The sequence below is a fragment of the Fusibacter sp. QWL-12 genome (genome assembly GCF_058683495.1).
Window position 1 is genome coordinate 3,042,488 of the sequence record NZ_CM178745.1, and the last position, 25,925, is coordinate 3,068,412.

A 25,925-nucleotide genomic window follows, 5' to 3' on the forward strand; every position below is an offset into this window, starting at 1 on the left:
GTGGAGGGGCATAACCATGAAAAATCTAGTTATTGACGGGATAATGGGTCTATGTGTAGCAGATGCACTTGGAGTACCTGTTGAATTTAATAGCCGTGAAAAACTCAAGGCAAACTCAGTTACAGATATGAGGTCATACGGGACGCACAACCAACCGTCTGGAACATGGTCAGATGATACCAGCATGAATTTATGCCTTCTCGATAGCTTATGTCACGGTCTTGATTATCAGGATGTAATGGAGAAGTTTAAATCCTGGCTCACCGAAGGGAAGTACACGCCTCATGGAAAAGTGTTTGATGTAGGAGTTGCCACAAGACAAGCAATTATGAGATATATCTCTGGAGTAGCGCCATTACAGTGCGGTGGTGAAGGTGAACGTGATAATGGCAATGGATCTCTTATGAGAATTCTACCGTTGCTGTTCTACATTCAATCGTTGTATGGCACTGACTTTCAGGAACATGACGAAGCATTTTATATGATCCACCAAGTGTCTGCTTTAACCCATGCTCATAAGCGAAGCCAAATAGCATGTGGCATTTATCTTTCGGTAGCATCAATGCTTATTGGGAACATGGACCTTAGCATTGCAGTAGAGTTGGGGATTTACAAAGCTTTTGAGTACTACAAGGGAAAATCGGAGTACGAAACAGAAATTAGGCATTATCATCGGCTGTCTGAAAAGAACTTTAGAGAAATCAATGAGGCTGAAATAAGAAGCAGTGGCTATGTAGTGGACACTCTAGAAGCTGCAATCTGGTGCTTGATTAATACAAAAACATATAAAGATTGTGTTCTTAAGGCGGTCAATCTTGGAGATGATACGGATACGGTTGCAGCCGTTGCAGGAGGCTTGGCGGGACTATACTATGGAAGCGAGAATATTCCAATTGAATGGACCGCAAAAATCGTGCGTAAAGATTACATTGAAGAGCTTTCAGAACGGCTTCATCGCTCTCTGGCAAAACGAAGCATTGATAAGCTGCTGGCATTCATCCCTTACTTTGAAAACGTAAATGAGAAAAATGCTTGTTCCTGGGGTGGTGGAGAAAAGCTTGGAGAGAATCACTTTTCCATGCCATATCCTATATATGAACAAACATTGGAGGATTTTATCCAAGCAGTATATTCATCAAATCTAATTTGCTACAACTACCTTGAGGTCATTGAAAAACATGGTCTACATGGTACGGAAGAAATGAATACAGCAATAGAAGAATCTGACCTTGAGTTGACTCTGGCGATTTTAACTGGATATATTCGGCAAGAAAGATTTTGTGATGGACTTTGGGAGTCGGCGGTAAAAGACAAAACATTTTTAAAGATGTTAAGAAGATTTGAGCGGTTGACGTATGCAGCAAAATGTATTGATGAGGGTGGTGTTTGACAGTGAGATTAAATATTGATGTTATTCAGCGAGAAATAGAGAATCTAAAGGAACTTCGAAATGTTAATCTTCTGGATGTTGTCGATCACCTTTCTGATGGGAGCTATAGATTAAAGGCAAACATCTTTCCGAGTTCAGGGGCAGTTTATGCCTTTTGGTGGACAGGCTCATCAGAATCCTTTATGGCCGAGGAAGTGAATCGAATAATGAGATTTAAAGGGCCAAACGGTAGAAATGTTGATGTGGAATTCTCTGATGATTGGATTAATCAAATTCATGTTGATGGCAAGATTCCCTTATACGTTGGGAAAACAGCGGACAGCTTACATAAAAGGTTAAGCCTTCATTTGCAGCTGAAAACCAAGAGAGGGTTGAGCCTGGGTGAAAAAGCTCTCAGCGAAGAAAGAAAAACAACAAGCAATCAGGTAAGGGATAGAATTGAGAGGATGTTCTTGAATGAGGCTGATATTAGAAAATTGATGCTACATAATATTGGGCTTTCATATGTGTTACTTGATGGGGATATTGAATCTGCAAATAGGTTTTACCTCGAAGACAAAGCGATCGGCGAATTACTGCCTCTATTTAATATTGACATTGAAAGATAGTAAATTGGTGTCTTGACCCATTTGAGAAAATTATAAATATTGAAAAATGAGAGATGCACTGTCCGTTTTATTGTACTTGCTGTTTGATACAATAATTATAAACGGAGGTGTATTTTTTATGGCGAAAATTTCTACTCGTGAAGACACAAAGGAAATAGCATTAACAATCTACAATGGTGGATTTGGTGCTGTCAAAGAAAGAAGAACAGTTCTTCTGGAGAATGGGGTTACAGAGCTGATTTATGCAGATGTTTCACAGAAGATTGAAACGGATTCACTGATTGTTGACGGTATAAATATTCTTGAATTCAACTACGATTTTGATCTAGTTGATCGAGACAAATTGCTAAGAAAGTATATTGATAAAGAGGTTTATTTAAAAGATCGTAAGACTGGAGATAAAAAGAACTGCCGGTTGTTGTCTGTTGAGTGCGGCGGTAGATGTGTATTGGAAGATTCGGAGACGAAAGAAATCTATCTAGACACACAGGCGGAGCTTGTCCTTCCATCATTACCATCCGGTCTTATTGTAAAACCTGCATTGGTATGGAAAACAGATGGAAAGGCAGCTGAGGATGTTCTGGTTTCGTATTTGAGTGGCGGTTTCACTTGGACTGCCAGCTATGTATGTGAATGTCAACGAATTTCTTTACCACTTGATCACGAATTTGTTTACCAGTAGTGATCACGAATCTGTTTACCACTTTGGGAAATTTGATCATGAATTTGTTTACCACTAAACTGCTAAATATGGGGAAAAACCGTTGCCAGCCTTTCCCTTTTGATTATTTAAATATGCTATTACCCAATTAAAAGACAGCAGGCTCTTCAAATGGCGGAAACTCAACGTAATGCTTCTTACAGAGGTCTGTAATGAGTTCTATATAGTCCTGAAGTTTCTTGTTTTCATCTAACACGTCTTGGTATTGGTGCTTAAGTTCACAAAAACAATCTTCCAAGCTAAGCTGATGCTCTCGTTCATTATTGCTCATTGTCGGCATTCTCCTTTGTCCTTTTTTCTGAGTGTTCTCTGCGAAATGAATCACCATTCATATTTAAAACATGAGATCTGAACGTCAACCGATCAATCAAAGCCGCAACCATCGTCGCGTTCTCAAATAAGGTAGTCCACTCAGAGAACTTTAAGTTGCTAGAGACAATAACACTTTTCTTTTCGGCTCTGTCAGCGATTACTTTAAACAGAAGTTCTGATTGATGCCGATTAAAGGTGATGTATGACAGCTCGTCAATAATGAGTAAGTCCACTGCAGCAAGCTGTCTTTCAAATTTCAAAAGCCGTTTATACTCCCTTGCTTCAATGAGCTCATTGGAAAGATTGGCTGCGGTATAGAACCGAACATTCATACCTTGCATGCATGCCTTAATTCCAAGAGATATTGCGCAGTGCGTTTTCCCTCGGCCTGTATTGCCTATCATTACTACGTTCTGCCGTTTATCGACAAAGTCGCAAGTGGCTAACTCGTGGAACGTCGCTTCTGAAACATGTTCATAACGCTTTAGATCTAACTCGTCAAAGGTTTTTACATAGGGAAACTTTGCCATATGAATTCGACGTTTTTGACGACTCTCCATTCTTGATATATTTTCGAGTTTTAAGAGTTCTATTAAAAAAGCTTCATATCCACCCTGTGTACCCAGCTGGCGTATCACGTCCTCATATCGGTTAAATGAAGGTGTCTTCAACTGCTTTGAGTATAGGGCAATCGTTTCTGCATTTAGATTTTGTACGCTCATTCGTGCACCGCCATTCCATATTTTTTATCGTATTGAGTGAGGTCGACTGAATCGACTCCGATTTCATTTGACAGGTAGATCACTGAGGATTCAGTGGGTTCGTTCAAATGGGACCGGATCATGTCAACAGTAGGCACGACATGGCTGGGGATCAGATTCTTTATCTTAATGATTCGCTCCGTTCCATAATCGACACACAGTCTGAGCAGCTTGACCATTTCTTTATTGCCTCCAGGAAGTTGTTTACCCCAATCAAGCAGAACCTTCTCCATTGTTTCTTTTACGGGTCTGGCATTGAATATGGAGCGTGGTTTGCGTTCCAACAGGTCGATGTAATGCTCAAGTTTATAAAATGTTTTCCTCTCAGAATAAGCTCGATCATAGGATGCAATTACTCTATTCTGATGTAAAATTTGAATGTCATTACCGAATCCTTTTACTGTCACCGTCTGACGCAAAAATTTTACCGGTACAGAATAGTTGTTTTTATCAAAACGAACGGTTGAATAATCGTCCACATGACAAAGTATCGTTTTACTTGTATCGAATTTGTATGGCGCAATTGCGTTCAAATGTCGCAACTCTTCGGCATATAGAATGCTTACAGGATGATTTCGACTTTCCACCTTGTGCTTTTGGCGGTACTTCAGACAATCATCTAAAAGACGGAGGTTTAATTCTTCAACACTGGTTATTCTAGGAACAGGGACTAAAAAGTTGCGTCTAGAATAACCTACGAGATTCTCCACCAATGATTTCTCATTGCCCTTACCAGGATTGCAAAAATCCAGATCAAAGGCGTAGTGGGCACTGAAAGATAGGTATTTGTCCTGTGGCTTGGCATGTAGTCCAAAACCTTCTTTAACGGCAACCTTAGCGTTGTCAAAGATGACTCTCTGAGGTACACCCGCGAAATAATCAAACATTCGCTGTTGGGCTTCTAGAAAAGATTCTTCATTGGCGGCTTTGAATACTTGGACGAATATATCGCAACTGTAGCAAAGCCGAGCACAGAAGATATATAGTTTCAATTTCTCATCGTTCAGATATACAGTGACTTCACCCCAATCAATCTGTATTGCTTCACCTGGTTCATAGGAAAGTGGAACAATTGCCTGCGGAGGGACGGATTTTCTGCCTTTGATTTCACGAACGACTCTTCGTATCGTTGATTCGGCTCCTAAAAAGTCTTTCTCATCTACAAGACGATCAAAAATGCGTTTTGAAGTGTGCTTTTGCTTTTTCAGATTCTCTTCTTGATCTTCTTGTAGACACTTCAAGATAAAGTTGGTAATGTCCTCGGTTACGATTTCCGGACGCCTTTGATACGGCTTTCTCTCATCCGGATGGGTAGCTCCTTCACAGTATTTTTTTACAGTTTGTCTCGCAATCCCTAATCGCTGCGCGATGTGACGCTGAGACTCACCCTCAATAAAGCTACTGCGAATGTCTTTGTATATATCCACTTCGACTTTCACACCTTTCGTCCTCCTGTAAAATAGCTATACTCATTTTACAAGATTTTTATTGTCGGGTGGTAAACTTATTCGAGATCATAAACCGCTCAAGTGGTACACTTTTATAGTATCATTCACAGCTATGTAGTTGAACTAAAAGATGGAACCTTAAATCTTATTGGTTGGGCAGAAATCGAGAACAAATGCGGGATGTCATTTGAAAACGCAAAAATAAAACTTATTGCTGGTGAAGTTAATCGGTTTAAGGATGATGAAGATGAGATTGATTCAAGATACTATGTCTGCGAATCTGCAGCTGCACCTCAAGCAGAAGAAAAGGCATTCTTCGACTATCATATGTATACGTTAAACCAGCGTACAACGCTCAAGGACAATCAATCGAAACAAATATGTATTTTGTCAGGAAACCAAATTCCGTATAAGCAGTACTATAAGCTCGATTTGCATGAAGAGAAGGCGGATGTAATTGTAGAGTTTATTAATCGCAAAGATGATGGACTTGGCATAGCGATGCCGAAGGGCAAAATAAAGCTGTATAAAGAAGACGAGGCTGATGGCTCACTTGAATTTATCGGTGAAGATCATATTGAGCATACAGCAAAAGATGAAACTCTCAAGTTATCTATTGGCAAGGCGTTTGATATTGCTTTTGAATACAATGAAGTTGACCGAAAGAAAGCTGCAGGATTCGAACATTACACATATGAGTGCATCATTCGAAATCACAAAAATACTGAGGCTGAAATCAGCTTTGAACCATACGTATGGGGCATTTGGGAAATGGTAAAGTCCTCTCATGAGTTTATAAAGAAAACTGCTACACAGTTGGAATATAGATTATCTGTGCCAGCTGACAGTGAGGTATTAGTACGATTTGAGTACAAGATTGACAGACGTACTGAAGTAATTGTGAAAAAGTAGGGTGAAAATATGGACAATAAAATCGCCGAAAGGTACGAATCGTTAAAGGGCATGGTGGTCGAACGGAGAAGTCAGTTTGATAGGCTAATAAGCTTTATGGAAAACGAAACCACATGGCTTACGGCTCCGGCAAGTACGAAATATCATCTTTGCAAAGAAAGTGGATTACTTGAGCATTGTGTCAATGTTGCTGAATCTATGCTGAAAATTCGAGAAGCACTGGCTCCAGATATCAGTGCGGAAAGCTGCGTCATTGTTTCGTTGGTTCACGATTTAGGGAAAGTGGGGATGCCTGGGAACCCTCAATATCTTATAAATGAACCTACTGATAAACAACAGCAAAGTGGTTATAAGCCGGATCCACCATATCGTTTCAATAAGAATCTAACGTATTTAAGCGTTCCAGTGAGAAGCCTATATCTTGCTTCAAAACATATAGATCTCACGGAAGAAGAAGTACAAGCCATTGTTTATCATGATGGGCAGTACGTTGATGATAACCGGTCGGTTGCAACACACGAAGAGCCTTTGACATTGCTGCTGCAGTATGCGGATAGCTGGAGCGGGTTTGTATTGGAAAAATCTTATTAAGAAAAACATATTAAATGGAGGGGTGCTACTTATGTCAGTAAGCTTAGAAGAATTTAAAAGAGAATATACGAAAGCAGTTATTGAAGGATATGCAGCAATATTTGCTGGTGCAGGTTTATCGAGGGCTGCAGGTTACGCTAATTGGAAAGAGCTATTATCTGTGATAGCTAGAGATATTGGCCTTGATGTGGATAAAGAAACGGATTTAGTGGCTGTTGCTCAATATTACAAGAATGAGAAAGGTGATAGACGTGATGGCATAAATCAGAGAATAATTAATGAATTCACTAGAAATGCACAGCAGAACGTTAACGTTGAGATATTAACAAGATTGCCTATCATCTCATACTGGACAACAAATTATGATGAATTGATAGAAGATAATCTAAAGAGTAACAAGCGAAAACCAGATATAAAAGCCAATCAAGATAGTCTTGCAAACAATATATACGATAGAGATGCAGTTGTTTATAAAATGCATGGTGATGTTAGGAATCCTTCTGAAGCTGTTATAACAAAAGATGATTATGAAACGTACAATCAAAAGAGACCACTCTTCACAACAGCATTGCAGGGTGATTTAATTTCTAAAACCTTTTTGTTTATTGGTTTTAGCTTTGAAGATCCGAACTTAGAATATATATTGAGCCGTATAAAAGTTCTGCTTGGCGAAAATACTCGAACGCACTATTGTTTTTTGAAAAAAGTTGTTGCAGATGACTTTGAAAGTGAGGACGAATTTAAGTATGCAGCTGTCCGACAAGACTTGAAAGTAAAAGATCTGAGGCGCTATGGAATTGAAGCAGTTATGCTTGATTCTTATGAGCAGATAAAAGAAATACTTACTGACATTGAGACCAATTATAGAATAAACAATATTTTCATTTCAGGCAGTGCAGAAGAATACGGTGACGTCTGGAATGAAGATGCAATTTGTTTTATGCATAACCTTTCAAAGCGGTTAGTTGTTGAAAATTATCGTATTATCTCAGGGTTTGGCCTTGGGGTTGGTAGTGTTATTATCAATGGAGCGTTGGACGAAATAATGACTAGCAAATTTAAGCATGTCGAGGAACATTTATGTCTTAGACCGTTTCCTCAAATTCAGTCCGGCACAAAAACGCTGAGCGAATCTTGGGAAGAATATAGACAAGAAATGATAGAAAATTGTGGGATAGCAATTTTTATCTTTGGAAATAAGATTACGGATGCTGGTATAACTGTGGCAAATGGAATGATTAGAGAGTTCGAAATAGCAAATGAAAAAAACAAGTATATTATTCCGATTGGATCCACAGGTTATGCAGCAAATGAAATCTGGATGAAAGTGAAGGAGAATATCGATCAATATCCATACTTGCTGAAATTTATTGATGCTCTTGGAACTGAGACAAATGTAGATAAATTAATCACTCTCATTACTACGATTATCAAAGAGGTCAGGGGTGATCTGTAATGGGAAGGAGGGTATTTTTCAGCTTTCATTATGAACGGGATGCGTGGCGTGCTGCACAGGTTAGAAATAGTGGTGTAACAAAAAACGATGCTGGTTTTATTGATTCAGTCGATTGGGAAGAAGTTAAGAAAAAAGGTGACAAGGCAATTAAGGAATGGATTGATGGACAGTTAAAAGGAACTTCAGTAACCGTAATTCTAATTGGAAATGAAACTGCTGATAGGAAATATGTCCATTATGAGATTAAGAAGAGCGCTGAAAAAGGAAATGGTTTTTTAGGTATACGCATTCATGATTTAGAAAACAAAGACAAGAAAACAGATTTAAAAGGGAAAAATCCATTAACCAAATTTTATTATGTGAAAGAAAACAAGAAAGTATTTCTATCGGATATCTACAAAACGTATTCATGGAAAAGTGATAATGGATATAAAAATTTTGGAAAATGGATAGAAGAAGCGGCAAATATTGCGGGCAAGTAAAAGTGATTAATTGAAAGGTGTGTGTGCTATGGGACGAAAAATTTTCATTTCTTATAAATTTGCTGATGACAATGTAAACAATATTAGTGGAAGCATTTGGGGAAGCAGTACTGTAAGAGATTATGTTAATGAAATTGAAGAAAAAATTGACTCTTCAGATCATATCTATAAAGCAGAGTCAGATGGTGAAGACCTATCAGATTTAAGTGAAGATCAGATATGGGAGCTTTTAAAAGATAGAATATATGACAGTACACTTACGATTATAATGATATCTCCAAATATGAAAGAGTATTTTAAGCTTGAAAAGGAGCAATGGATCCCGAGAGAGATTTCATATTCCTTGAAAGCAATTTCTCGTAAGAACAAGAATGGGGATTCTGTAACAAGTACTGAAAATGCTTTATTAGCTGTAGTTGTTCCGGATAGAAATAATTCATATTCATATTATACGGATAGCAAGAGCTGCTGTAGTTCAGGCTGTATTACGTATAAAAATACTAATCTGTTTAACATTATGTCAAGTAATATGTTTAATTTGAAAGAACCAAATACGAAGGAATGTGATGACGGCTCGATTATCCATCATGGCGATTATAGTTATATTTCGGTGGTCAAGTGGCCAGACTTTATTTCCAATATGAACAAATATATTGATAAGGCATATGAGATCAAAGGGAATATTTCAAGCTACACAATCACAAAAGAACTAAGCTAGACGAGGAGTTGGCGTTGATGAATAAAAGTATGAATTGTAATGATATTAGCAAACTGTGCTTAACTGTAATTTTTCAAGACAACCAAGGATTCCACTATTCTTGTCAACTAGCATATCATCCGTGCCCAGTTTGGATGAATGGACCGAATGATTACAAAGTTACAATGCCAGACAGTGTAAACTATGAATTTGGAAGCTTTGAAAAGCTCTTAGGGTATATGCAAGAGTCACAGCATGGTTATTTCATACCTGGGGACAAGTGCATCGTTGTTGCGGATAATGAATGGATGAACTTTGGAACTGAGTTTGGGAAAGTTGTTCAAGATATTGAAGCCACAGGGTTTGACACAACGATAATGCTTATTTAACTCAAAAGAAAAGAGCTCTTCTTCACAGAAGGCTCTTTATTTGCGTAGAAAATCAGATTTTGCATCAATTGTATTATTGAACCGATATCCCCTTGTATTCATTGACGATACCTTAAGAGCAATCAGATTTATGTCTGTGCAGAGCTCTTTTGAAATCTGCTCAATGTCATAGCCGTCACGGGCTAAGTTTAAAATGATATCGTCAGGAAGAAGAATCTCCGAGGCAAAAAGGTTGGCCTCATATTCTGGGCGACTCTTCATGTCATAGAGGATGAACTCCTGGAGGCAAACCTTTCTGGCCAGATTCTGATGCAAAATATCATGGCCAAGCTCATGGGCACAAACAAGAGTCTTAGTGAATGGATCCAGATTTTCATTTATGACTGCAAACCGGTTTTTCTTAAGGTATTTGTACATACCCTTCAGGCTGCCAAGATCAGCGTAGAAGACTTCTACACCGATTGCTTGGCATAGTTGAAAAGGATCACGGGTATCAAATTTCTTGATTAGCTTATTGGCGACATTTTGAATATATTCTCTATTTGGCACGAAAAGTTCACCTCCCCCAGCATAATAAGTATAACAAACAGACTATCCCGAAAAACGGACAGTGACTATTCATTAGACCCGCTGTTCTTTTTGTATTTTTTGGGAGTGTACTTTTTATTATTGTCTTTCGCTTTCCAATACATTTCGGTAATAGCTCTAAAAACCTTATCTTTGTCTTCTTCATTCAGTTCGCCACCGGCAAAAAGTCCGCCAACTTCTTCAATGAGTTTCTCGGCATCATTTTTACCACGGGAACCAAATTTCGATGCTGCTTCCAAAATAAATTGGTCTTCTTCTTTCATCAGCTCCTCAATGGTTGTGCCTAATGCGGCACAAAGCTTATTTAGGATAGCCACATCCTTCGGATAGCGCTGATTGCTCTCATAATTCTGAATGGAGCGTAATGAAAGACCTGTCCTGTTCGCCAATTCCTGCTGACTCATATCAGCCAAATTCCTGAGTTCTTTAATTCGATCACCAAATAACATGGCCTTAACTCCTTCCTTTTCTGCTGCTTTTTTATGCAGCCTGGTGCACTATATTCCGATTGACAAAAGAACATAAGTTCGGTTATAATTTGACTATGTTGCACGCAACATCGTGCGTAATAAATATACCACTAACCGTTGATATTAGTCAACATGAAATATAAGGAAGGGTTGATGCCATGAGAAAAGAAAGTAAGGTTATGAAACAATGTTCGCTAATGTTCAAGGGATTGAATATTGAAAGGGAGGGTGTCCTGCATAAAACAAAGCTACTCCTTAAGATATATAGGCCGGTAGTTTGGTCCGCATCCAGCCGAGCTCTTGAAGTTTGTGAAAGTGCTGAGATTTATTGCAGTAGAACAATGGAAGAGGCACTGGAATATTTGGCGAATTACGCACCGGAGTTCGAGCAGGATCGCTTTTCTGAAAAAGTGAAATCCCTTTTTGAAACTCAATGGTTGATTGCTTTGATTGACAATGCGATGAACAAGATCTATGACTATCCGGACAATGGGAAGCTTTATCATGAGATTCTAAGCAAGCAATATCTGACGGTGTATAAGTACTCCGAATTTGAGATGCTAGAGCTATTGAATCTCGAACGCAGCACATACTTTGATAAAAAGAAAGAAGCGCTGGAGCTCTTTGCAATCTGCCTATGGGGTTATACCATTCCGTCAATGCGGGGGATTTTTGGTCCAATCAATGATGACATTGAAATACCTAACTTTTTTCAAAGCGGAACTGCCCCGACAAATTCCCGACTATAACCCGATATAAACCCGACGGAGTCCCTACTGCTTTCCGACAACTGACATGTTACACTGACTATGCTGGCGAATTATGGCATTTTTAAAACACATATATATAAGGCAAATCAGCCCCATGACTATTTTAGTTATGGGGTTTAATCATGCCTAAATTCGCTTAAAGCTGGCAGCCAAAGCCGAGTCTAACAGAAATGTTATTCTCGGCTTTTTGGTACGATAAAAGTGTAAATGCAAGACATTCTTAGTGATGTTGAGCGTTTGCACTTATTTTTTTACAATGAGAGGGTAATTGGTCTGGCGTGGGCTTTTTTGGATCCTTGCATCCGTCAATAAAAACTGTCAGCCATCTCTTATTGTGAGCATTCGATTAAGCAGGTTGAACCAGATAGCGTTCGTGTAACTAACCAAACTGAATGGGCAATGAGTGCAGATGGATTGCAATTACAATAACTCATGGAGGTTGTTATGATAAGCGTTGGAATCGATGTATCAAAAGAAAAAAGCATGGTTTGCATTTTAAAGCCATATGGTGAAGTCCTTTTATCACCAACAGAAATCGTTCACACAGAAGAAGCGGTATCAAAGTTAGCAGATACCATATTAAAGCTTGGCAACGAGGTAAGAGTAGTATTAGAAGCAACGGGAGCCTATCATCTACCGCTGTTAAGCGTTTTTACAGAGAAGAAAATCTTCGTTAGCATCATCAATCCACTCGTGATGAAAAAATACGCCTCAACAGCTATTAGGAAAGGCAAAACGGATAAGATTGATTCTGTGAGGATTGCAAATTATGGTCTCGATAATTGGTTTCATCTACGAAGGCATGAACCTAGCGAAGAAGTTTATGAAGAACTCAAATTTCTCGGAAGGCAGTATTCTCATTATATTCGAATGAAGATAGACAGCAAGTTGTCTCTTAACGGCATATTGGACAGAACGATGCCTGGCATAAAAAAATTACTTTCAGGGAAACGATCTGATTATCCAACAAGAGACAAACTCAGTGATTTCGTTGAGCATTATTGGCATTACGACAACATCACAAAATTAAGCGAGGAAGACTTTATTAAGAGCTATCAAGAATGGGCTAAAAAGAAGAAATACCACGCCAGTGAATCCAAGGCGAGAAAAATCTACGCCATTGCCAGCAGTGGTATTCCAACGCTCTCTTCTAGCACACCATCGACGAAAATGCTCGTGCTAGAAGCAGTCAGAGTGCTTGGTGAAATCAACAAGACTCTACAAAATATTTTAACACAGCTGCAGGTCACGGCAAGTACTTTAAAAGAATATGAGACCGTTAGAGCGATGAGTGGTGTCGGCGATGTCCTGGCACCAAGACTAATTGCGGAAATAGGAGACGTTAGAAAATTTCACAATGGAAGTGCATTAGTCGCCTATGCGGGGTTAGATTCTCCACCTTTTGAATCTGGTAATTTCGTAGGCACAAGGAGAAAGATATCCAAACGTGGATCATCATTACTTAGAAAAACTGGTTATGAAGTCATGAAATGCTTAAAAGCAATACAGCCTGTGAATGATGCCGCAGTATATCAGTATATGTTGAAAAAGGAAGCAGAAGGAAAGGCAAAAAAGGTAGCTAAAATTGCAGCTTTAAACAAGTTCTTACGCATTTATTATGCGAGGGTTATGGAACTGCAATAACATTTATAAAAGCAATTTCAATAAAAAGCAGGCTAACTTCAGGTAATCAGTTAGCCTATTTGTCGTGCTTAAAACATCATCTTTTCGAAGATGGTGTTTTTTTATTGCATCGAAAACTTGACTGAGAATTCAAAAGTTCTTCTTGATTTTTCTTAGCAGGTTTTTCTGCCCATTTTTAGGAGGTCAGATGAAAAAGTCAGTATGTTGTTTAAAGCTCAAATGCCATTCACCTCCTTTTTTCTGATGTTGCTCAAAGACACTTTAGAAATCAGAAAAGGAGATATGAAAAATGGCACATGAAAGAAGAATACCAAATTATCGAAAGATGTACCCAGCTGCAAGTGAAGAGGTGATTGCAGTTTTAAGACAAAGTGAGAGAAGGCTTCAATATCTTGAATATGACCTTAAAGTAGAGCGATTTGTTTTGGATGAAACCAAGCAAGTCGCTTTTTTTATTCCAAGCAGAGAGGATTCGTTGGAACGATTGATGGATGCAGATGCCCAGTTTGTAGATGAAGAGACAAATGTAGAAGAAATAGCGATCAAGGCTGTGATGATTGCAAAACTTAAAGAGAGCCTGGGGTTACTCAGTGCTGATGAATTAGAAATGATTCATGCACTGTTTTACCAAGGTTTAACGGAACGAGAATTCGCTAAGAACGTTGGAATTCCTCAGAAAACCATAAACGATAGGAAAGCGAGAATACTCCGTAAGCTAAAAAAACTTTTGGAAAATCAAAAATAAATCCGCTCAACCCCCTCGCTCATCGTGGAAGTAAGTGAGGGGGTCTTTTCATCTTCTCATTTGAACCTTGAAAAATAAATATCCGGTTTCATAAATACGTTAGCTGATGAGCCTGAAAAGGGTAAGCGACACGGGTAGATGCGCAATGACCACCTGTAAGGTCAGAACAGATCCATGCAAATGGATTTTTTCTCTTGGGAGATTTTCTGATTTTATAAATGCGGCCAACAATAAGGTGCGAGCGGGTCCATCTGATCCATAAGCAGAGCGTTGGAACTACGGTTCCAAACAGTTCGACTGTTTTGCCATAACCTCATCAGCCTACAATGATACTTCTGTCCAGCCATAGACATCGCAATGGGGGCAGCCTGCGGAGATCCCGGAGGAGGTGAGAATCCTATGATGAGGTAAACTGACCTCAGTTTATGAAACCGCCCTTAAGTCTTGAAAAAGGCTATGCACTGGGGAAGTTGTGTCAAATACAGTGTGTGAACGAATAAAAACTGACTTAATGTCAGAAGCCATGGGGATTGCAAGAGTCTATAGACTTGCTTTCTTCTGGTGTTCGCGGATGCGGGTGTCAGGAGAAAGGCAATCCCTATTTTTGTGATATTAAGCAAAATGAAAGATTGGAGGCAAAAGATATGGATTTTGATTTAACTAAAATCGGGGAAGAAGAAGCGAAACTTCATGGAATGACCAGAGAGCAATCCAAGGGTGAAGTTCAATATAAAATGGCACTGAAGATGTTAGACATTCTGATGAGAAGAGGCATCGTGAGCGAGGAAGAGTACGAAAAAATCGATCATTTGAACCGCCAATCCTTCTCCCCACAGCTTGCTAAGGTATATGCGTAAAAACACTTGCTATGTTCCAGCCTTTGGAGTATTGTGTGTTGCTAAGAAGGGGCACATGCCTAGAAAGGAGGAAACCGCATATGGCAAAGAAAGTAACTAAAATAGAACCGGTGAGACAGAATGTCATCCAAACCCTCAGACCGAAAAAACGGGTTTGCGCTTACTGCAGAGTCAGCACGGATTCCACCAAGCAGCACACATCCTATGTGGCTCAAGTGGAATATTACGAAAGCTATATCGGAAAAAGTGAGGATTGGGAATTTGTTGGCATCTTTGCGGATGAAGCAAAAAGTGGAACAAAGGTTAAGAGTCGAGATGAATTTCTGCGAATGATGCATGAATGCGAAAATGGCAATATCGATATCATCATCACGAAATCGGTCACTCGGTTTGCTAGAAATACAGTTGATAGCATAGAAGCCATCCGGAAACTGAAATCCCTTGGAGTTACAGTATACTTTGAAAAAGAGAACCTCAACACCCTATCAGAGCAAAGCGAACAGATGCTGACGATTTTGAGCTCCTTGGCACAAGGGGAATCCGAAAGCATTTCGACCAACAACCGCTGGGGTATTCAAAAGAGATTCAGGGATGGTAGCTATAGGCTCAGCACAGTGGCTTATGGATATACGAAGGATGAAGATGGCGAACTGGTGATTAAAGAAGATGAGGCGGAAATAGTACGCCGAATTTATCTGGAGTATCTGGGTGGGAAAGGATCCTACATCATCGCCAGAGATTTAAATAAAGACCAAGTTCCAACCGTTAGAACGGCAGAAACTTGGAATGAAAGTACAGTGAAAGAGATTCTACAAAATCCTATATATGAAGGTGATCTGATCTTACAGAAAACCTACACCACTGAGGTACTCCCGTTCACGAAGAAACGAAATCGTGGCGAGATGCCTCAGTTTTTTATTAAAGATAACCATGATCCGATTATCACCAGAGAACAAGGACAGTTGGTTCGGGAGATTTATGAATATCGAAGAAACCAGATGGGGAATGACCGCAGTGAAAAATATCAAAACAGGTACGAGTTCAGCAGCAAAATCATGTGCAGTGAATGCAATGGCTCATTTAAAAGGCAAAAGATCTATATCGGTAAGCCTTATGAGAAAATCCAATGGAGCTGTACGAACCACATTAAGAACAGTGCAATGTGCAAAATGAAGCCGGTTCGTGAGGACATCATCAAAGATGCCTATCTGACAATGTGGAATAAACTTGTCAGCAATTATGGGGAGATACTCGTCCCGATGCTGGACTCCCTTAAGAATCTTCGAATCAATAAGGAACAAGAAACTGAAATTGAAGAATTAAGCCATAAGATCATGGAACTGACTGAGCAGAGCCATATCCTGAGCCGAGTAGCGCAAAAGGGATATGTGGACTCTGCTCTTTTTATACAGAAACAAAATGCTCTGAATGTTGAACTTGAAGAAACGAAGAGAAAAAGGAACAGCCTTCTGGATTCCAATGGGTTCGAAAAGGAGATCGCTGGTACTCAAAGACTGCTTGAAATCATCCGCTATAACCCAGAGATTATGGAGGATTATGATGAAAGCCTCTTTAGACATACAGTGGAGCAGGTGATTATCGGTCAAAAGAATACGATAACCTTCAAACTGGTTAATGGACTGGAGTTGATGGAGAAGGCAGGAACAGGTGGTGAGCAGGAATGATGCAAAGACATATGCCCATGGGATACAAGATGGTGAATGGAGCAGTAGAAATACAAGAGGAACCTGCGAAAACGGTAAAATCAATTTTTACAGATTACATCGCTGGGAAGTCAATGTTTGCCATCGCAAAAGATCTGACAGCAATGGGTGTACTGAATGCCAACAAGAAACCGAATTGGAATCATGGTTCAGTGGGGAAGATCCTGCAGAACATCAGGTATCAAGGGGACGAATTATATCCAAGACTTATTGACGATGAGACCTTTAAAAGGGCACAGGAGCGACGGGTAAGCGTAGAGAAAAAGCTCAGTAGAACACAGCAAGTGCAAGCCATTCGAAATCAAACGGTTTTTAGTGGCATGATCCGATGCGGCGAATGTGGTGAAAACTACAAGAAGTACATCGAGCACGCTGGAAAGCCTTCTGAAAAGGTCAAATGGAAGTGCAAACATTATATCTACCAAAACCGAGTTTTATGCAAAAACCATTTCTTCACCGATGAGGACTTGAAAGCGATTTTTATAGAAGCTACCAATCAACTATTAAGGCAAAGGTGGCTGATCGAAAAAATCAAACCGCAAGAACCGCCGAAGATGAGCTTGGATTTAAGAGAGACAGAAAACCGGATTAAGGAACTAGAGCTGGAAGGTGACTACTCCAATCCGGAGCTGCCAGAACTGATACTCAGGAGAGCGAAGCTCTACTATGCAGGGGCTAAAGTATATGATCAACCAAGAAATGCTGAGAGATTGAAAGAAGCTCTTGTGGAAACCAGCACCTTGACGGAATTTAACGAGGAACTGTTCAAAACGATCATTAAGCAGATGACCATTTATAAAGAAACCAAGATAGCGGTTGAATTTATAGGTGGCATCATCATAGAACGACCCATAGAAACCCAAAGAAAGGATGGTAACCATGGCAGTAGCAAAAAAGACTGTAGCAATCATACCGCCTCAAATGAAATACGATAGGCATGTGCGAGTAGAACAGAAAACACTTAGAGTGGCCGCTTATTGCAGAGTCAGTACGCTTCTAGAACAGCAGGAAGGTAGCTACGAAGCACAGGTCGATTATTATACAGAAAAAATCAATAGCAACCCAAACTGGAAGTGTGCCGGAATATTCGCTGACGATGGCAAAAGCGCCACACAGACAAAGAAACGTGACGATTTCAATGCCATGATCGATGCATGTATGGCTGGAAAAGTGGATCTGGTACTGACAAAATCGGTTAGCAGATTCGCAAGAAACACAGTTGATGCGCTGCAGTGCATACGAAAGCTTAAAGAAAAGAATGTACCGGTAATCTTCGAAAAAGAGGGCGTCAACACCATGGAAAGCGGTGGCGAACTCCTGATTACGATCCTAAGCAGTCAGGCGCAGGAGGAAAGCCGGAATATCAGCGAGAATACAAGATGGGGATTAACCAGACGATTTGAAAATGGCATCATATCAGTAAACCATAAGAAGTTTCTCGGCTACACCAAAGATGCTGATGGTAACCTCATCATCGTCCCGGATGAAGCGGTGATTGTGAAACGAATTTTCAGAGAGTATCTGGAAGGGAAAAGCATTATACAAATTACCAAAGGGCTCCAAGATGACGGCATAAAGACCGTAACAGGACTTGAAAACTGGCATCCTGGCACCATTGATAAGATGCTCTCAAATGAGAAGTTCTGCGGAGATGCCTGCATGCAGAAAACCTACACCATCGACTTCCTAACGAAGAAGAAGGTCAAGAACCAAGGGTATGCACCACAGTACTATATCGAAGACAACCATGAGGCGATTATCCCGAAAGAGCTGTTTCACCAAGTACAGGTGGAGAAAGCCAGAAGAGCAAGTCTCAACAAAGCTGCAGTAACAAGAAAGGCAAATAAGGCTAAGAAAGAAAAGAGCAAATACAGCTCAAAGTATGTGCTGACGGAACTCCTGACTTGCGGAGAATGTGGACACTCATACAGAAGACAGACATGGTCTAAATATGGTCAGAAATCAGCAGTATGGCGCTGTGAGGACAGACTTAAGCAAGGGACAAGCTCCAAATGCCATCACTCGCCAACCCTGAAAGAAGAACAACTGCACGATGCAATCATGAAGGCAATCAATAAGGTAGTAGAGAATAATGGCGACTTTATCGGGACCTTTCGAGAGAACGTGATCCGAGTAATAGGTAACTATAGTACCAAAGGGGTTACAACGGAATACGATGACCAGATCGATGCCTTGCAAAAACAGATGTTGGCGCTCATCGAAGATAACGCACGACAAGGCGCTGTAAGCGAAGAATTTGATGAAGAATATCGACAATTATCTGAGCAGATAAACGAGCTAAAACAGGCGAAATTACAGGTTGTAAGGGCACAGAAGCAAGCTGAGAACTATGCTGAAAGAGTTGATGAACTGGACAAGGCAATCAAGACCGTAAACCCAGAGGTAAGAGAGTTTGATCAAGAACTGGTGAAAAGGTTAATCTACAGCATCAAGGTGAATAAGGGCATGAAAATTACCATACAGTTTCACTCCGGGATTGTGATGACAGAGAGTGTTGACTACTACGAAGACTAATAAATAGGAATATCAGATAAGGAATAATGGCCGTGGCTGTATATGTAGCTGCGGTTTATCTGTTTGGATGAGCTAAGGCTGTGAAACTTAACTGCTGTCCAAGTAGCACTACGAATGGAGAACTGACGATGACGAGAGATGAATTATATGAACTCATGGAAGACGGTAACCTTGGATATGCCTGTGTTTTTAAAAGAGAAGATCAAGGAACGCATACCGATTATATGTTCAAGATGACAGCAGAAAACATTGCTAATTTCATTGGGAAGAATGCTTTTACAGCGGATAAGATTATCATGACGGATATGTGTGACAGATTGATTTGCGAATCAGTATTTGGTGGATTTCTAATGAATTGCCCGGATCAGGATTTATGCCGAGAGATTATTCCACACTTAGCTCCAATACAGATGGGAGAAGCAGTACCTAAAGAATTCCCAGTAGCAGCCCGAGAAGACATGGAGCAGCTCTGGGCAGAAGAGGAAGAGTCAGTGATGCAGGCAGAATTTAGAATGTTGTAGATGGTATAATTTCCAAATATTTGGTCGAATCTTCTTGTGAAAATCTTCTCATAGGGGTACAATTAACATAACAATGTTGTTGATATTGTTATCCATGTGGGAGGTAAGAAAATGCCAACTGTGAATGAATTATTAGATAAAGCAAAGGCTGAAATATCAAATCTATTATCCGGGGAAGTATTCCTATTACGGGATCTGTTCAAGGGATATGAATGGAACCGGATTTCACGCAGTGATCGATTGCTCCTTGGTACCTTATTTCTCAATTATATAAAAACAGTTGATATTGGGGTTGTTCCGAGCGAAAAGACTTCATCGGGGCAACAGAGATATGTTTGCATTTGATTCAAAGCCAAGATTCTATATGAATGCAAAACAGACTAAGCATATTTGAGAAAAAGGGGTGTTGAAGTGGGATTATTCGATTTTTTTAAGAAAAAAAAGATTGTGGAAGATACAAAAAAAGAAACTGAAGATACATATGATATTGAGACTGGAATTAGAACCGGACAGAAGTTATTTGCCCAAAATGGAGATATGGTGACAGTCTGTGCGATTAAGGAAAAGACAATAATTGTTGAATATAAATACAGAAAACATGAACGTGATAAGTCTGTTGTTGGAAAAACCTTGTTTGTTACGAACCCACTAGAACGTAATACCCTACAACAACAGCCACAAGCAGAAGAACAAGACCGTCAAGAGCAGTTAAAGCTGAAACAGGAGAAAGAAACTGAGCGTCTACGGATAGAACAAATAGAGATAAATAGGAAACAAGAGGAGGAGCGTAAACGACAAGAACAATTAGAACTACAGAGGAGACAAGAAGAAAGAAAACGACAAGAACAACTGGAATTTCGGAAAAGACAGGAAGAGGAAAGAAAGCGGCAAGAGCAGCAAGAAATCCAAAGAAAGAAGGATGCAGAACGCAGAATTCAGGAAAAACTAGAATTTGAAAAAAAGCAGGAAGAAGAGCGTCGGATACAAGAACAATTAAGGTTAGAAAAAATAAAAGAGATCGAATTATCCGGAGGATTTAAAAAGAATGTGACACCTCTCTATCATGAAGTTTATGGAGAAGGTGTATTTGTTGAGTTTGATACAACTAAAAGTTACATGCATGTAAGTTTCAATGGCCAAGCAAAGACTACTACCTTCGCATATCCAGATGCAATTGGCAAACATCTGTTTATACAAAAAACGGACAAACTTTTAAAGAGAGAAGAGTTCTTAAAAAATCCAAAAAATGAGCAAGAAGACCAAGTTGAACAACAGTATTTTATCAAGGTTTGCGAAATCGCAGACAAAAATCTGAAAAGTGCGAATGAAGAAGAGCAACTCATTAAGTATGGATATAATGATTTTTCTGATAGTTTTGATTCAACGATATATCAACAGCATCAGATTGCTTATGCAAAGTTGGATTTATGGCGAGAGATTAGAAATAATCCATATTTTGCTCGGGTTGATCATGGTAAGAATTTAAAATTTTATATTGGCAAGAATGCAATTAATAATCTGGTTGTTGATTGGAGAGATAAAGCCTGCAATTTATACTACCAATATAATATCTATATTGGGAATGAAGAGAGGAATCTTTCACTAGTACGTGATTTTGAGATTATTTCAGGTACATATTGTGGCTTTTTTGATAAATACTCTAAAAAAGGAGATTACGGAGCTAGTGATGTCGAAGATCACGTGATTTCTGATGAATTCCTGTTAAAAGTCATTAGTGCAAACAGAGGAGATAAGAAGACTCACGATATTATTCAGACAATCCAAAAAAATCAGTATGAAATAATCACCTATAACGAATTGAAAAGTATGCTTGTATTGGGGTGTGCTGGTTCAGGAAAGACAATGATCATGCTGCATCGTCTTTCGTATATGGTGTTTAATAATCAAGAATTGGATATCAAGAGTATATATATAATTTCGCCAACACGGTTGCTGAATCTAGAAAATGATGAATTGTCGCGTACGCTGAAGATTAATTCGGCGAATAGGCTGGCAATTGGACTATTCAATGCTAGTTTGATAAGACAGTACTACAATCAACACGATGTCTTTATCAATTTAAATTTCAGAAAAATCACATCGAACTCATTTATAGATGCTGAGTTAGTTAAGCGTGTCTATAGTGATAGTTTTATTAAAGCATTTAGAGAAGAAATCATCGCAATAGTATTATCTAACAGTGAAAAGCGTAAGAAGTTTATTGAACTCGAAGATGCGAGAATATTAGATGAGTATAGGCCGTTCTGTGAAGAAGGCGTAGTGCTTACTAGCACTACGGATGCAGTTGAGAAGAACACATTATTAAATAGCATCTATGAGGATGTAAAAAAGACCGTTGCAAATCTGCCAATGGAAAACGCAACAAAAAAATTAAAAAGTATCAACGATTCTCTAATAGCAAATTCAAATGACAGAACATTGAAAGGCAAAAAAGAAATACTAGAACATTTGATCAGTAACTGGACATTATCTGAAAAAACAGTCTATAAACAAAAAAATGGGATTAATACAGATGAAGTATCGATAGCAGATAATATATTTAGTGATGTGTTTAGGTCTTTTAACGTTTCTGAAAATCGCAGCGACAAAACTAAAGACATCTTAAACAGATTTCCGCAGCTTAGCGTTCGTTATAGCACTGTATTGCAACTATTGAACAGATATAAAGAACTAGTAGAGAGAATAAATCGATTTGAACAGTTTGTTAATAGGAACAACCATGATTACTTGTCTGAAGTTATCCAGCAAATGATTGTTGATATAAAGAAAGACAATCAAATAGATTGCAACTTCACTTATGAATTTGAAGTGTTTCTACATTTGGTGGGGTGCAATGTAATTTTTAATAGTCTACATGATAAACGTACACTATTATTTGTTGATGAGTTTCAAGACTATGCATTTACCGAAATATCGCTGTACAAGCATGTATTTCCTAATGCTGTATTCAATCTATTTGGAGATATAAAGCAAAGTATCAATCCTAAGGGAATGAACGAAGATCAAGTAAAACAAATGGTGGACAACCATTGGATGACGTTTGGTATAAATGAAAATTATCGAAATGCTCACCAGATAACGGAGTTTATAAACTCTGAGTTTGCCATTGATATGATGCCAATTGGGATTGATGGTTCTGTAAAACACTATGATATAACTAAGTTGAGTTCTGAAATTAAGCTTAACGACAGCGATAGAATCGCGTTTATCATCAAAGACATTGCATTATATGAAAGCATAGAATCAAAATATCTTCTTAACGCCAATGAAAAAGTCAATGTGATTAGTGACGACGAGTGTGAAGTAAGAAGAGGCTTCTTAAATGTCATCCCAATAAACCTAGCTAAAGGGCTAGAATTCGAAAAAGTTTATGCATTACCATATCAGATGACTCAAAACGAAAAATACGTAGCATATACGAGAGCACTAAACGAATTGTATGTGATTGCTATTGAGTAAAGAATCACAGAGACGTTTATTGGACATCTATTGAAGTATAATTTATGTTAAAGGATCACAAAAACAAATGATGGCGTAGAGGTGCTAAAAATGGAAGATATCAGAGTTCTTAGTTTTCCAGAAATGAAGATTATAGATAACGACTTCGAGGTAGATTTTGAAATTGAGCTAGATGTTGCGGCAGTAAAAAATAGTAAAACTGACGTTAGGTCAAACGAAATTTCTAAGCATGTTGATGCAGTAAATGCTTCTCTTAATTCAAACTACAAACGCTTGGGTGAATTGAATAAAGAGATTGAAAGATTATCTAATAGTGCAGATGGTATTGACTATATGGTCGCAGTTGGTAGCGGGATATTGGCAGGTTTGATTGATTCATTCTGGGTGGGTGAGTTTAGCTTCGAACGTGGCAATGATTGGAGCGACGAAAAAGTAAATGGTTTTGTTAAGAATGTTGCGAAAAAGAATGGCTATGCTGGAGATGATCTTGAAGGTGCTATAAGACATCTTGAGAATAAGTTTGGAGCACCAAGTGATAGTGTTACAGACAAGTTTGGTGGCGGACTACAGCATCACCTCCGCGATTTTGCACATCATCCCACGCCAATTGGACTTTTATTCTCTATGCTCACCCAGTTTAGCGGTAAGTCTTATGGTACTGATAAAAATGGTATGTTTATGATTGTCGAAGTTGAAAATAAGTTACTAATCGGAGAGGATATTCCGCAAAAGTTTTTGTTTGGTACAGTATTTTGGTTTTTCCATATGATCAGTGATATCGCAGGTTCAAGTTCTAACCCGGGAGCTGGTACCGGTTTGCCAGGCCCTATACTTTCTCTTTTGAAGGAACTTTCGGCATTGCCAATCTTTAATAATTTCAAGAATGAAGATGGTGTTAAAGAGTTTTCATTGTGGATTTCGAAGTTGTTTAATGGAACGTTACTTGCCGAACGAGATGAGAACGGTAAAATCATTAAAGAATCAGCACAGATGATGAAGTTTGATTTTCGGGCAGAACTTGGTGTAGCTTATGAACTTGGGAGGCAAGCACTCCCAGTCATATTAAATGAGTGTATAGTTCGCAGCTTTTATTTTATCCGTAGACTAACTGAAGAGATTAAGGAAAAAGATATAAAGCAATTTAGCGAATTGAAAAATATTGACTGGAATATAGTTAAACCCGCAAAGAACCGCACGGTTGTGCGTATGTTGACTATAGCAACAGGCACCTTTACTCTTGTTGATATGGCTGATGCAGCAATACGTGGAGCAATTAATTCTGGAGGGAATACGGCTGTTTTTGCTAAGGAATTTTTGCTGCGAGTTAATTTTGTTGGGGTTGGTCGATTTGCAATAGCAGTTGGAACAGATGCTGCAATGGGTGTGAAACGAGAAAAAATGAGAAATGAGAGAATCGCTATATTTAGCGAACAACTGCACTTGATGAATGCAAAAGTATACTACCTGCAAGCAGATTCGTGGGTAGCAGCTGAACAGACAGAAAAAACAATAAATGAAGCGATGGAAATGATGCAGCAAACATCTGTAATTTTTCTTGAGTCATGGAAAGACAATCGGGAGTCAATGAGAAAAATTGGCGAGTATAGAAATGAAATTGAGAAGAAAAATTCAGGTTTGATAGATGAAATTAATGATGTTTTAACATGGGGGTAATAGGACATGGAAAATGAGATATTGGTTTTAGGTCCAGATGACATACTCGAGTCAGGCATTAATGGCATTGAAGAGAAAGATTTACCAGCAATCATTTCAAGTCAAATAAATAAATTAAATGAGCTGGATCAAAGCGTAAAAAAGGCAATGGATGCTGCTGAAAAAGCAAAAGATTCCGCCGATGCAGCAAAAGGTAAATCTGCAGGAATGTTTAAGAAAAAAGTGGCTATTGAAGAGTTGCAATCTGCAGGTATTGACCTTGCTGAAGCAGTTCAATCTGGAGCTGAAGCACAAAAGATATCATTTGAATTCCAGACTAAATTGGCTGAAATAACGAAATACTTATTTGGCTTAGGAGTTAGTAATATTGCTAGCAATAGATTTGTTGTGCGTGAACTAGAAATGAAATTAAAAGGTGCCACTGAAGAGGAATTATCGGAACTAGCAAGACAAGAATTGATTTCTGTTGTAAAGCAGTTAAAGGATCAAGAAGATATACTCAAAAAGCAAGAGAACCTTTCCAAGCGTGTTAAGACGCATGAAGAAATGTTAAGAGACCATAAGAATAAAACTCAAGAAATCACTAATCAGTTAAAAACACATTCGGATACGGATAAGTTGCTTGGTGAACAACTGAAATTACAGGAAGAAGCAAGTAAGCGATTAGAAGAACAACTGCAGGCTCAAGCTGAACTGGATAGGTTACATAGTGAACAACTGCAAGCACAGGCTGAAATAGACAAGCTACATGAAGAGCAGATAAGACTACAAGTAGAGCAGATAAGACTACAAGTAGAGAATGATAAAAAGCTACTTGAAAAATTGAAGGTGCAGGAAGACGTAGATCTAATGCATGCTGAACAATTAAAAATACATGCAGAAACTGATAAGAAGTTTGAAAAGCTATTGGAAACCCAAGCTGAAAACGACAGAATTCATGATGAAAAGATAAAAGAACAAGAACTAAAAATGAATATTATGCAAGATGAAATAAACCAACTAAAACTTGCGTTGGAAACAAAAGCAAATAGCACTTTATTAAGAATTACATTGGGACTAGCAGGTTTTTCGACTGCAATTGCTATAATTGCCTGTTTCCTATGATTTGTGAGCGGTATTTAGAATAATTCAATTTAATCAAAGCAATACT

The 25,925-nt window shown here is 38.8% G+C and carries 26 protein-coding genes; 21 read left to right on the top strand and 5 right to left on the bottom strand.

Features of this window, described 5'->3' with window-relative positions; translation table 11 throughout:
- Nucleotides 1–16 precede the first annotated feature (16 nt).
- The 3 genes from AC4PID_RS14560 (at nt 17) to AC4PID_RS14570 (ending at nt 2,680) form a co-directional block, all read left to right on the top strand.
- Nucleotides 17–1,390 carry an ADP-ribosylglycohydrolase family protein gene (locus AC4PID_RS14560; protein WP_492132717.1) on the top strand — a complete coding sequence of 458 codons (1,374 nt, stop codon included), beginning with the start codon at nt 17–19 and terminating at the stop codon, nt 1,388–1,390.
- Nucleotides 1,387–1,998 (top strand): hypothetical protein, encoded by a 612-nt coding sequence (locus tag AC4PID_RS14565; protein WP_492132718.1) that lies wholly within the window; start codon nt 1,387–1,389, stop codon nt 1,996–1,998. Before AC4PID_RS14560 ends, AC4PID_RS14565 begins: the two co-directional genes overlap by 4 nt.
- A 118-nt stretch (nt 1,999–2,116) precedes the next feature.
- Complete coding sequence (locus tag AC4PID_RS14570; protein WP_492132719.1) at nt 2,117–2,680, top strand: hypothetical protein; 564 nt, start codon at nt 2,117–2,119, stop codon at nt 2,678–2,680.
- 127 nt (nt 2,681–2,807) lie between these two features.
- Here AC4PID_RS14570 and AC4PID_RS14575 read toward each other — a convergent pair whose 3' ends face one another.
- The 3 genes from AC4PID_RS14575 to istA are packed head-to-tail and all read right to left on the bottom strand — an operon-like array spanning nt 2,808 to nt 5,231.
- Nucleotides 2,808–2,990: a hypothetical protein gene (locus AC4PID_RS14575; protein ID WP_492132720.1), complete on the bottom strand. Its 183-nt coding sequence runs from the start codon at nt 2,988–2,990 to the stop codon at nt 2,808–2,810.
- Nucleotides 2,980–3,753, bottom strand: coding sequence for an IS21-like element helper ATPase IstB (istB, locus tag AC4PID_RS14580; RefSeq protein ID WP_492132721.1), 774 nt, complete (start codon nt 3,751–3,753; stop codon nt 2,980–2,982). Before istB ends, AC4PID_RS14575 begins: the two co-directional genes overlap by 11 nt.
- On the bottom strand, nt 3,750–5,231 hold the full coding sequence (gene istA / locus AC4PID_RS14585; protein WP_492132722.1) for an IS21 family transposase: 1,482 nt from the start codon (nt 5,229–5,231) through the stop codon (nt 3,750–3,752). The genes istB and istA overlap by 4 nt, the downstream gene beginning before the upstream one ends.
- 90 nt (nt 5,232–5,321) lie before the next feature.
- On the opposite strand from istA, the gene AC4PID_RS14590 reads away from it, so the two are divergent.
- Genes AC4PID_RS14590 through AC4PID_RS14615 form a run of 6 tightly spaced genes read left to right on the top strand, consistent with a single transcriptional unit; the run spans nt 5,322 to nt 9,767 of the window.
- Nucleotides 5,322–6,152: a DUF4139 domain-containing protein gene (locus AC4PID_RS14590; RefSeq protein ID WP_492132723.1), complete on the top strand. Its 831-nt coding sequence runs from the start codon at nt 5,322–5,324 to the stop codon at nt 6,150–6,152.
- A gap of 9 nt (nt 6,153–6,161) precedes the next feature.
- Entirely contained in the window at nt 6,162–6,743 is a 582-nt protein-coding gene (locus AC4PID_RS14595; RefSeq protein ID WP_492132724.1) for a hypothetical protein, read from the top strand.
- Nucleotides 6,744–6,774: 31 nt separating this feature from the next.
- Nucleotides 6,775–8,199 (top strand): SIR2 family protein, encoded by a 1,425-nt coding sequence (locus tag AC4PID_RS14600; protein WP_492132725.1) that lies wholly within the window; start codon nt 6,775–6,777, stop codon nt 8,197–8,199.
- On the top strand, nt 8,199–8,681 hold the full coding sequence (locus tag AC4PID_RS14605) for a TIR domain-containing protein (RefSeq protein ID WP_492132726.1): 483 nt from the start codon (nt 8,199–8,201) through the stop codon (nt 8,679–8,681). The genes AC4PID_RS14600 and AC4PID_RS14605 overlap by 1 nt, the downstream gene beginning before the upstream one ends.
- Before the next feature lie 28 nt (nt 8,682–8,709).
- Entirely contained in the window at nt 8,710–9,399 is a 690-nt protein-coding gene (locus tag AC4PID_RS14610; protein WP_492132727.1) for a TIR domain-containing protein, read from the top strand.
- A gap of 17 nt (nt 9,400–9,416) precedes the next feature.
- Nucleotides 9,417–9,767: a hypothetical protein gene (locus tag AC4PID_RS14615; RefSeq protein ID WP_492132728.1), complete on the top strand. Its 351-nt coding sequence runs from the start codon at nt 9,417–9,419 to the stop codon at nt 9,765–9,767.
- 36 nt (nt 9,768–9,803) lie between these two features.
- Here the strand turns inward: AC4PID_RS14615 and AC4PID_RS14620 are convergent, their stop codons facing one another.
- Both AC4PID_RS14620 and AC4PID_RS14625 read right to left on the bottom strand, forming a co-directional pair.
- Entirely contained in the window at nt 9,804–10,316 is a 513-nt protein-coding gene (locus AC4PID_RS14620; protein ID WP_492132729.1) for an ImmA/IrrE family metallo-endopeptidase, read from the bottom strand.
- 65 nt (nt 10,317–10,381) lie between these two features.
- The gene (locus AC4PID_RS14625) at nt 10,382–10,804 is read right to left on the bottom strand and encodes a helix-turn-helix domain-containing protein (RefSeq protein ID WP_492132730.1); all 423 of its coding nucleotides are present in this window, start codon (nt 10,802–10,804) and stop codon (nt 10,382–10,384) included.
- Nucleotides 10,805–10,983: 179 nt separating this feature from the next.
- On the opposite strand from AC4PID_RS14625, the gene AC4PID_RS14630 reads away from it, so the two are divergent.
- The 12 genes from AC4PID_RS14630 (at nt 10,984) to AC4PID_RS14685 (ending at nt 25,879) form a co-directional block, all read left to right on the top strand.
- A complete protein-coding gene (locus AC4PID_RS14630) occupies nt 10,984–11,574 on the top strand; it encodes a hypothetical protein (RefSeq protein WP_492132731.1) in 591 nt (196 codons plus the stop codon).
- A gap of 465 nt (nt 11,575–12,039) precedes the next feature.
- Nucleotides 12,040–13,239, top strand: a complete 1,200-nt coding sequence (locus AC4PID_RS14635; RefSeq protein ID WP_492132732.1) for an IS110 family RNA-guided transposase — start codon at nt 12,040–12,042, stop codon at nt 13,237–13,239.
- A gap of 289 nt (nt 13,240–13,528) precedes the next feature.
- On the top strand, nt 13,529–13,984 hold the full coding sequence (locus AC4PID_RS14640) for a sigma factor-like helix-turn-helix DNA-binding protein (protein WP_492132733.1): 456 nt from the start codon (nt 13,529–13,531) through the stop codon (nt 13,982–13,984).
- 644 nt (nt 13,985–14,628) lie between these two features.
- A complete protein-coding gene (locus AC4PID_RS14645) occupies nt 14,629–14,841 on the top strand; it encodes an SHOCT domain-containing protein (RefSeq protein ID WP_013273391.1) in 213 nt (70 codons plus the stop codon).
- Between the two features lie 80 nt (nt 14,842–14,921).
- Complete coding sequence (locus tag AC4PID_RS14650) at nt 14,922–16,526, top strand: recombinase family protein (protein ID WP_492132734.1); 1,605 nt, start codon at nt 14,922–14,924, stop codon at nt 16,524–16,526.
- Complete coding sequence (locus tag AC4PID_RS14655; protein WP_492132735.1) at nt 16,523–17,500, top strand: recombinase family protein; 978 nt, start codon at nt 16,523–16,525, stop codon at nt 17,498–17,500. The genes AC4PID_RS14650 and AC4PID_RS14655 overlap by 4 nt, the downstream gene beginning before the upstream one ends.
- Nucleotides 17,436–19,100, top strand: a complete 1,665-nt coding sequence (locus AC4PID_RS14660; protein ID WP_492132736.1) for a recombinase family protein — start codon at nt 17,436–17,438, stop codon at nt 19,098–19,100. The genes AC4PID_RS14655 and AC4PID_RS14660 overlap by 65 nt, the downstream gene beginning before the upstream one ends.
- Before the next feature lie 128 nt (nt 19,101–19,228).
- Nucleotides 19,229–19,621: a resolvase gene (locus AC4PID_RS14665; protein ID WP_492132737.1), complete on the top strand. Its 393-nt coding sequence runs from the start codon at nt 19,229–19,231 to the stop codon at nt 19,619–19,621.
- Nucleotides 19,622–19,732: 111 nt separating this feature from the next.
- Nucleotides 19,733–19,966 carry a single-stranded DNA-binding protein gene (locus AC4PID_RS14670; RefSeq protein WP_492132738.1) on the top strand — a complete coding sequence of 78 codons (234 nt, stop codon included), beginning with the start codon at nt 19,733–19,735 and terminating at the stop codon, nt 19,964–19,966.
- 66 nt (nt 19,967–20,032) lie between these two features.
- A complete protein-coding gene (locus AC4PID_RS14675) occupies nt 20,033–23,101 on the top strand; it encodes a UvrD-helicase domain-containing protein (RefSeq protein WP_492132739.1) in 3,069 nt (1,022 codons plus the stop codon).
- A 90-nt stretch (nt 23,102–23,191) separates the two neighbouring features.
- The gene (locus AC4PID_RS14680) at nt 23,192–24,775 is read left to right on the top strand and encodes a hypothetical protein (RefSeq protein WP_492132740.1); all 1,584 of its coding nucleotides are present in this window, start codon (nt 23,192–23,194) and stop codon (nt 24,773–24,775) included.
- 6 nt (nt 24,776–24,781) lie between these two features.
- Nucleotides 24,782–25,879, top strand: coding sequence for a hypothetical protein (locus AC4PID_RS14685; protein WP_492132741.1), 1,098 nt, complete (start codon nt 24,782–24,784; stop codon nt 25,877–25,879).
- Nucleotides 25,880–25,925 lie beyond the last annotated feature (46 nt).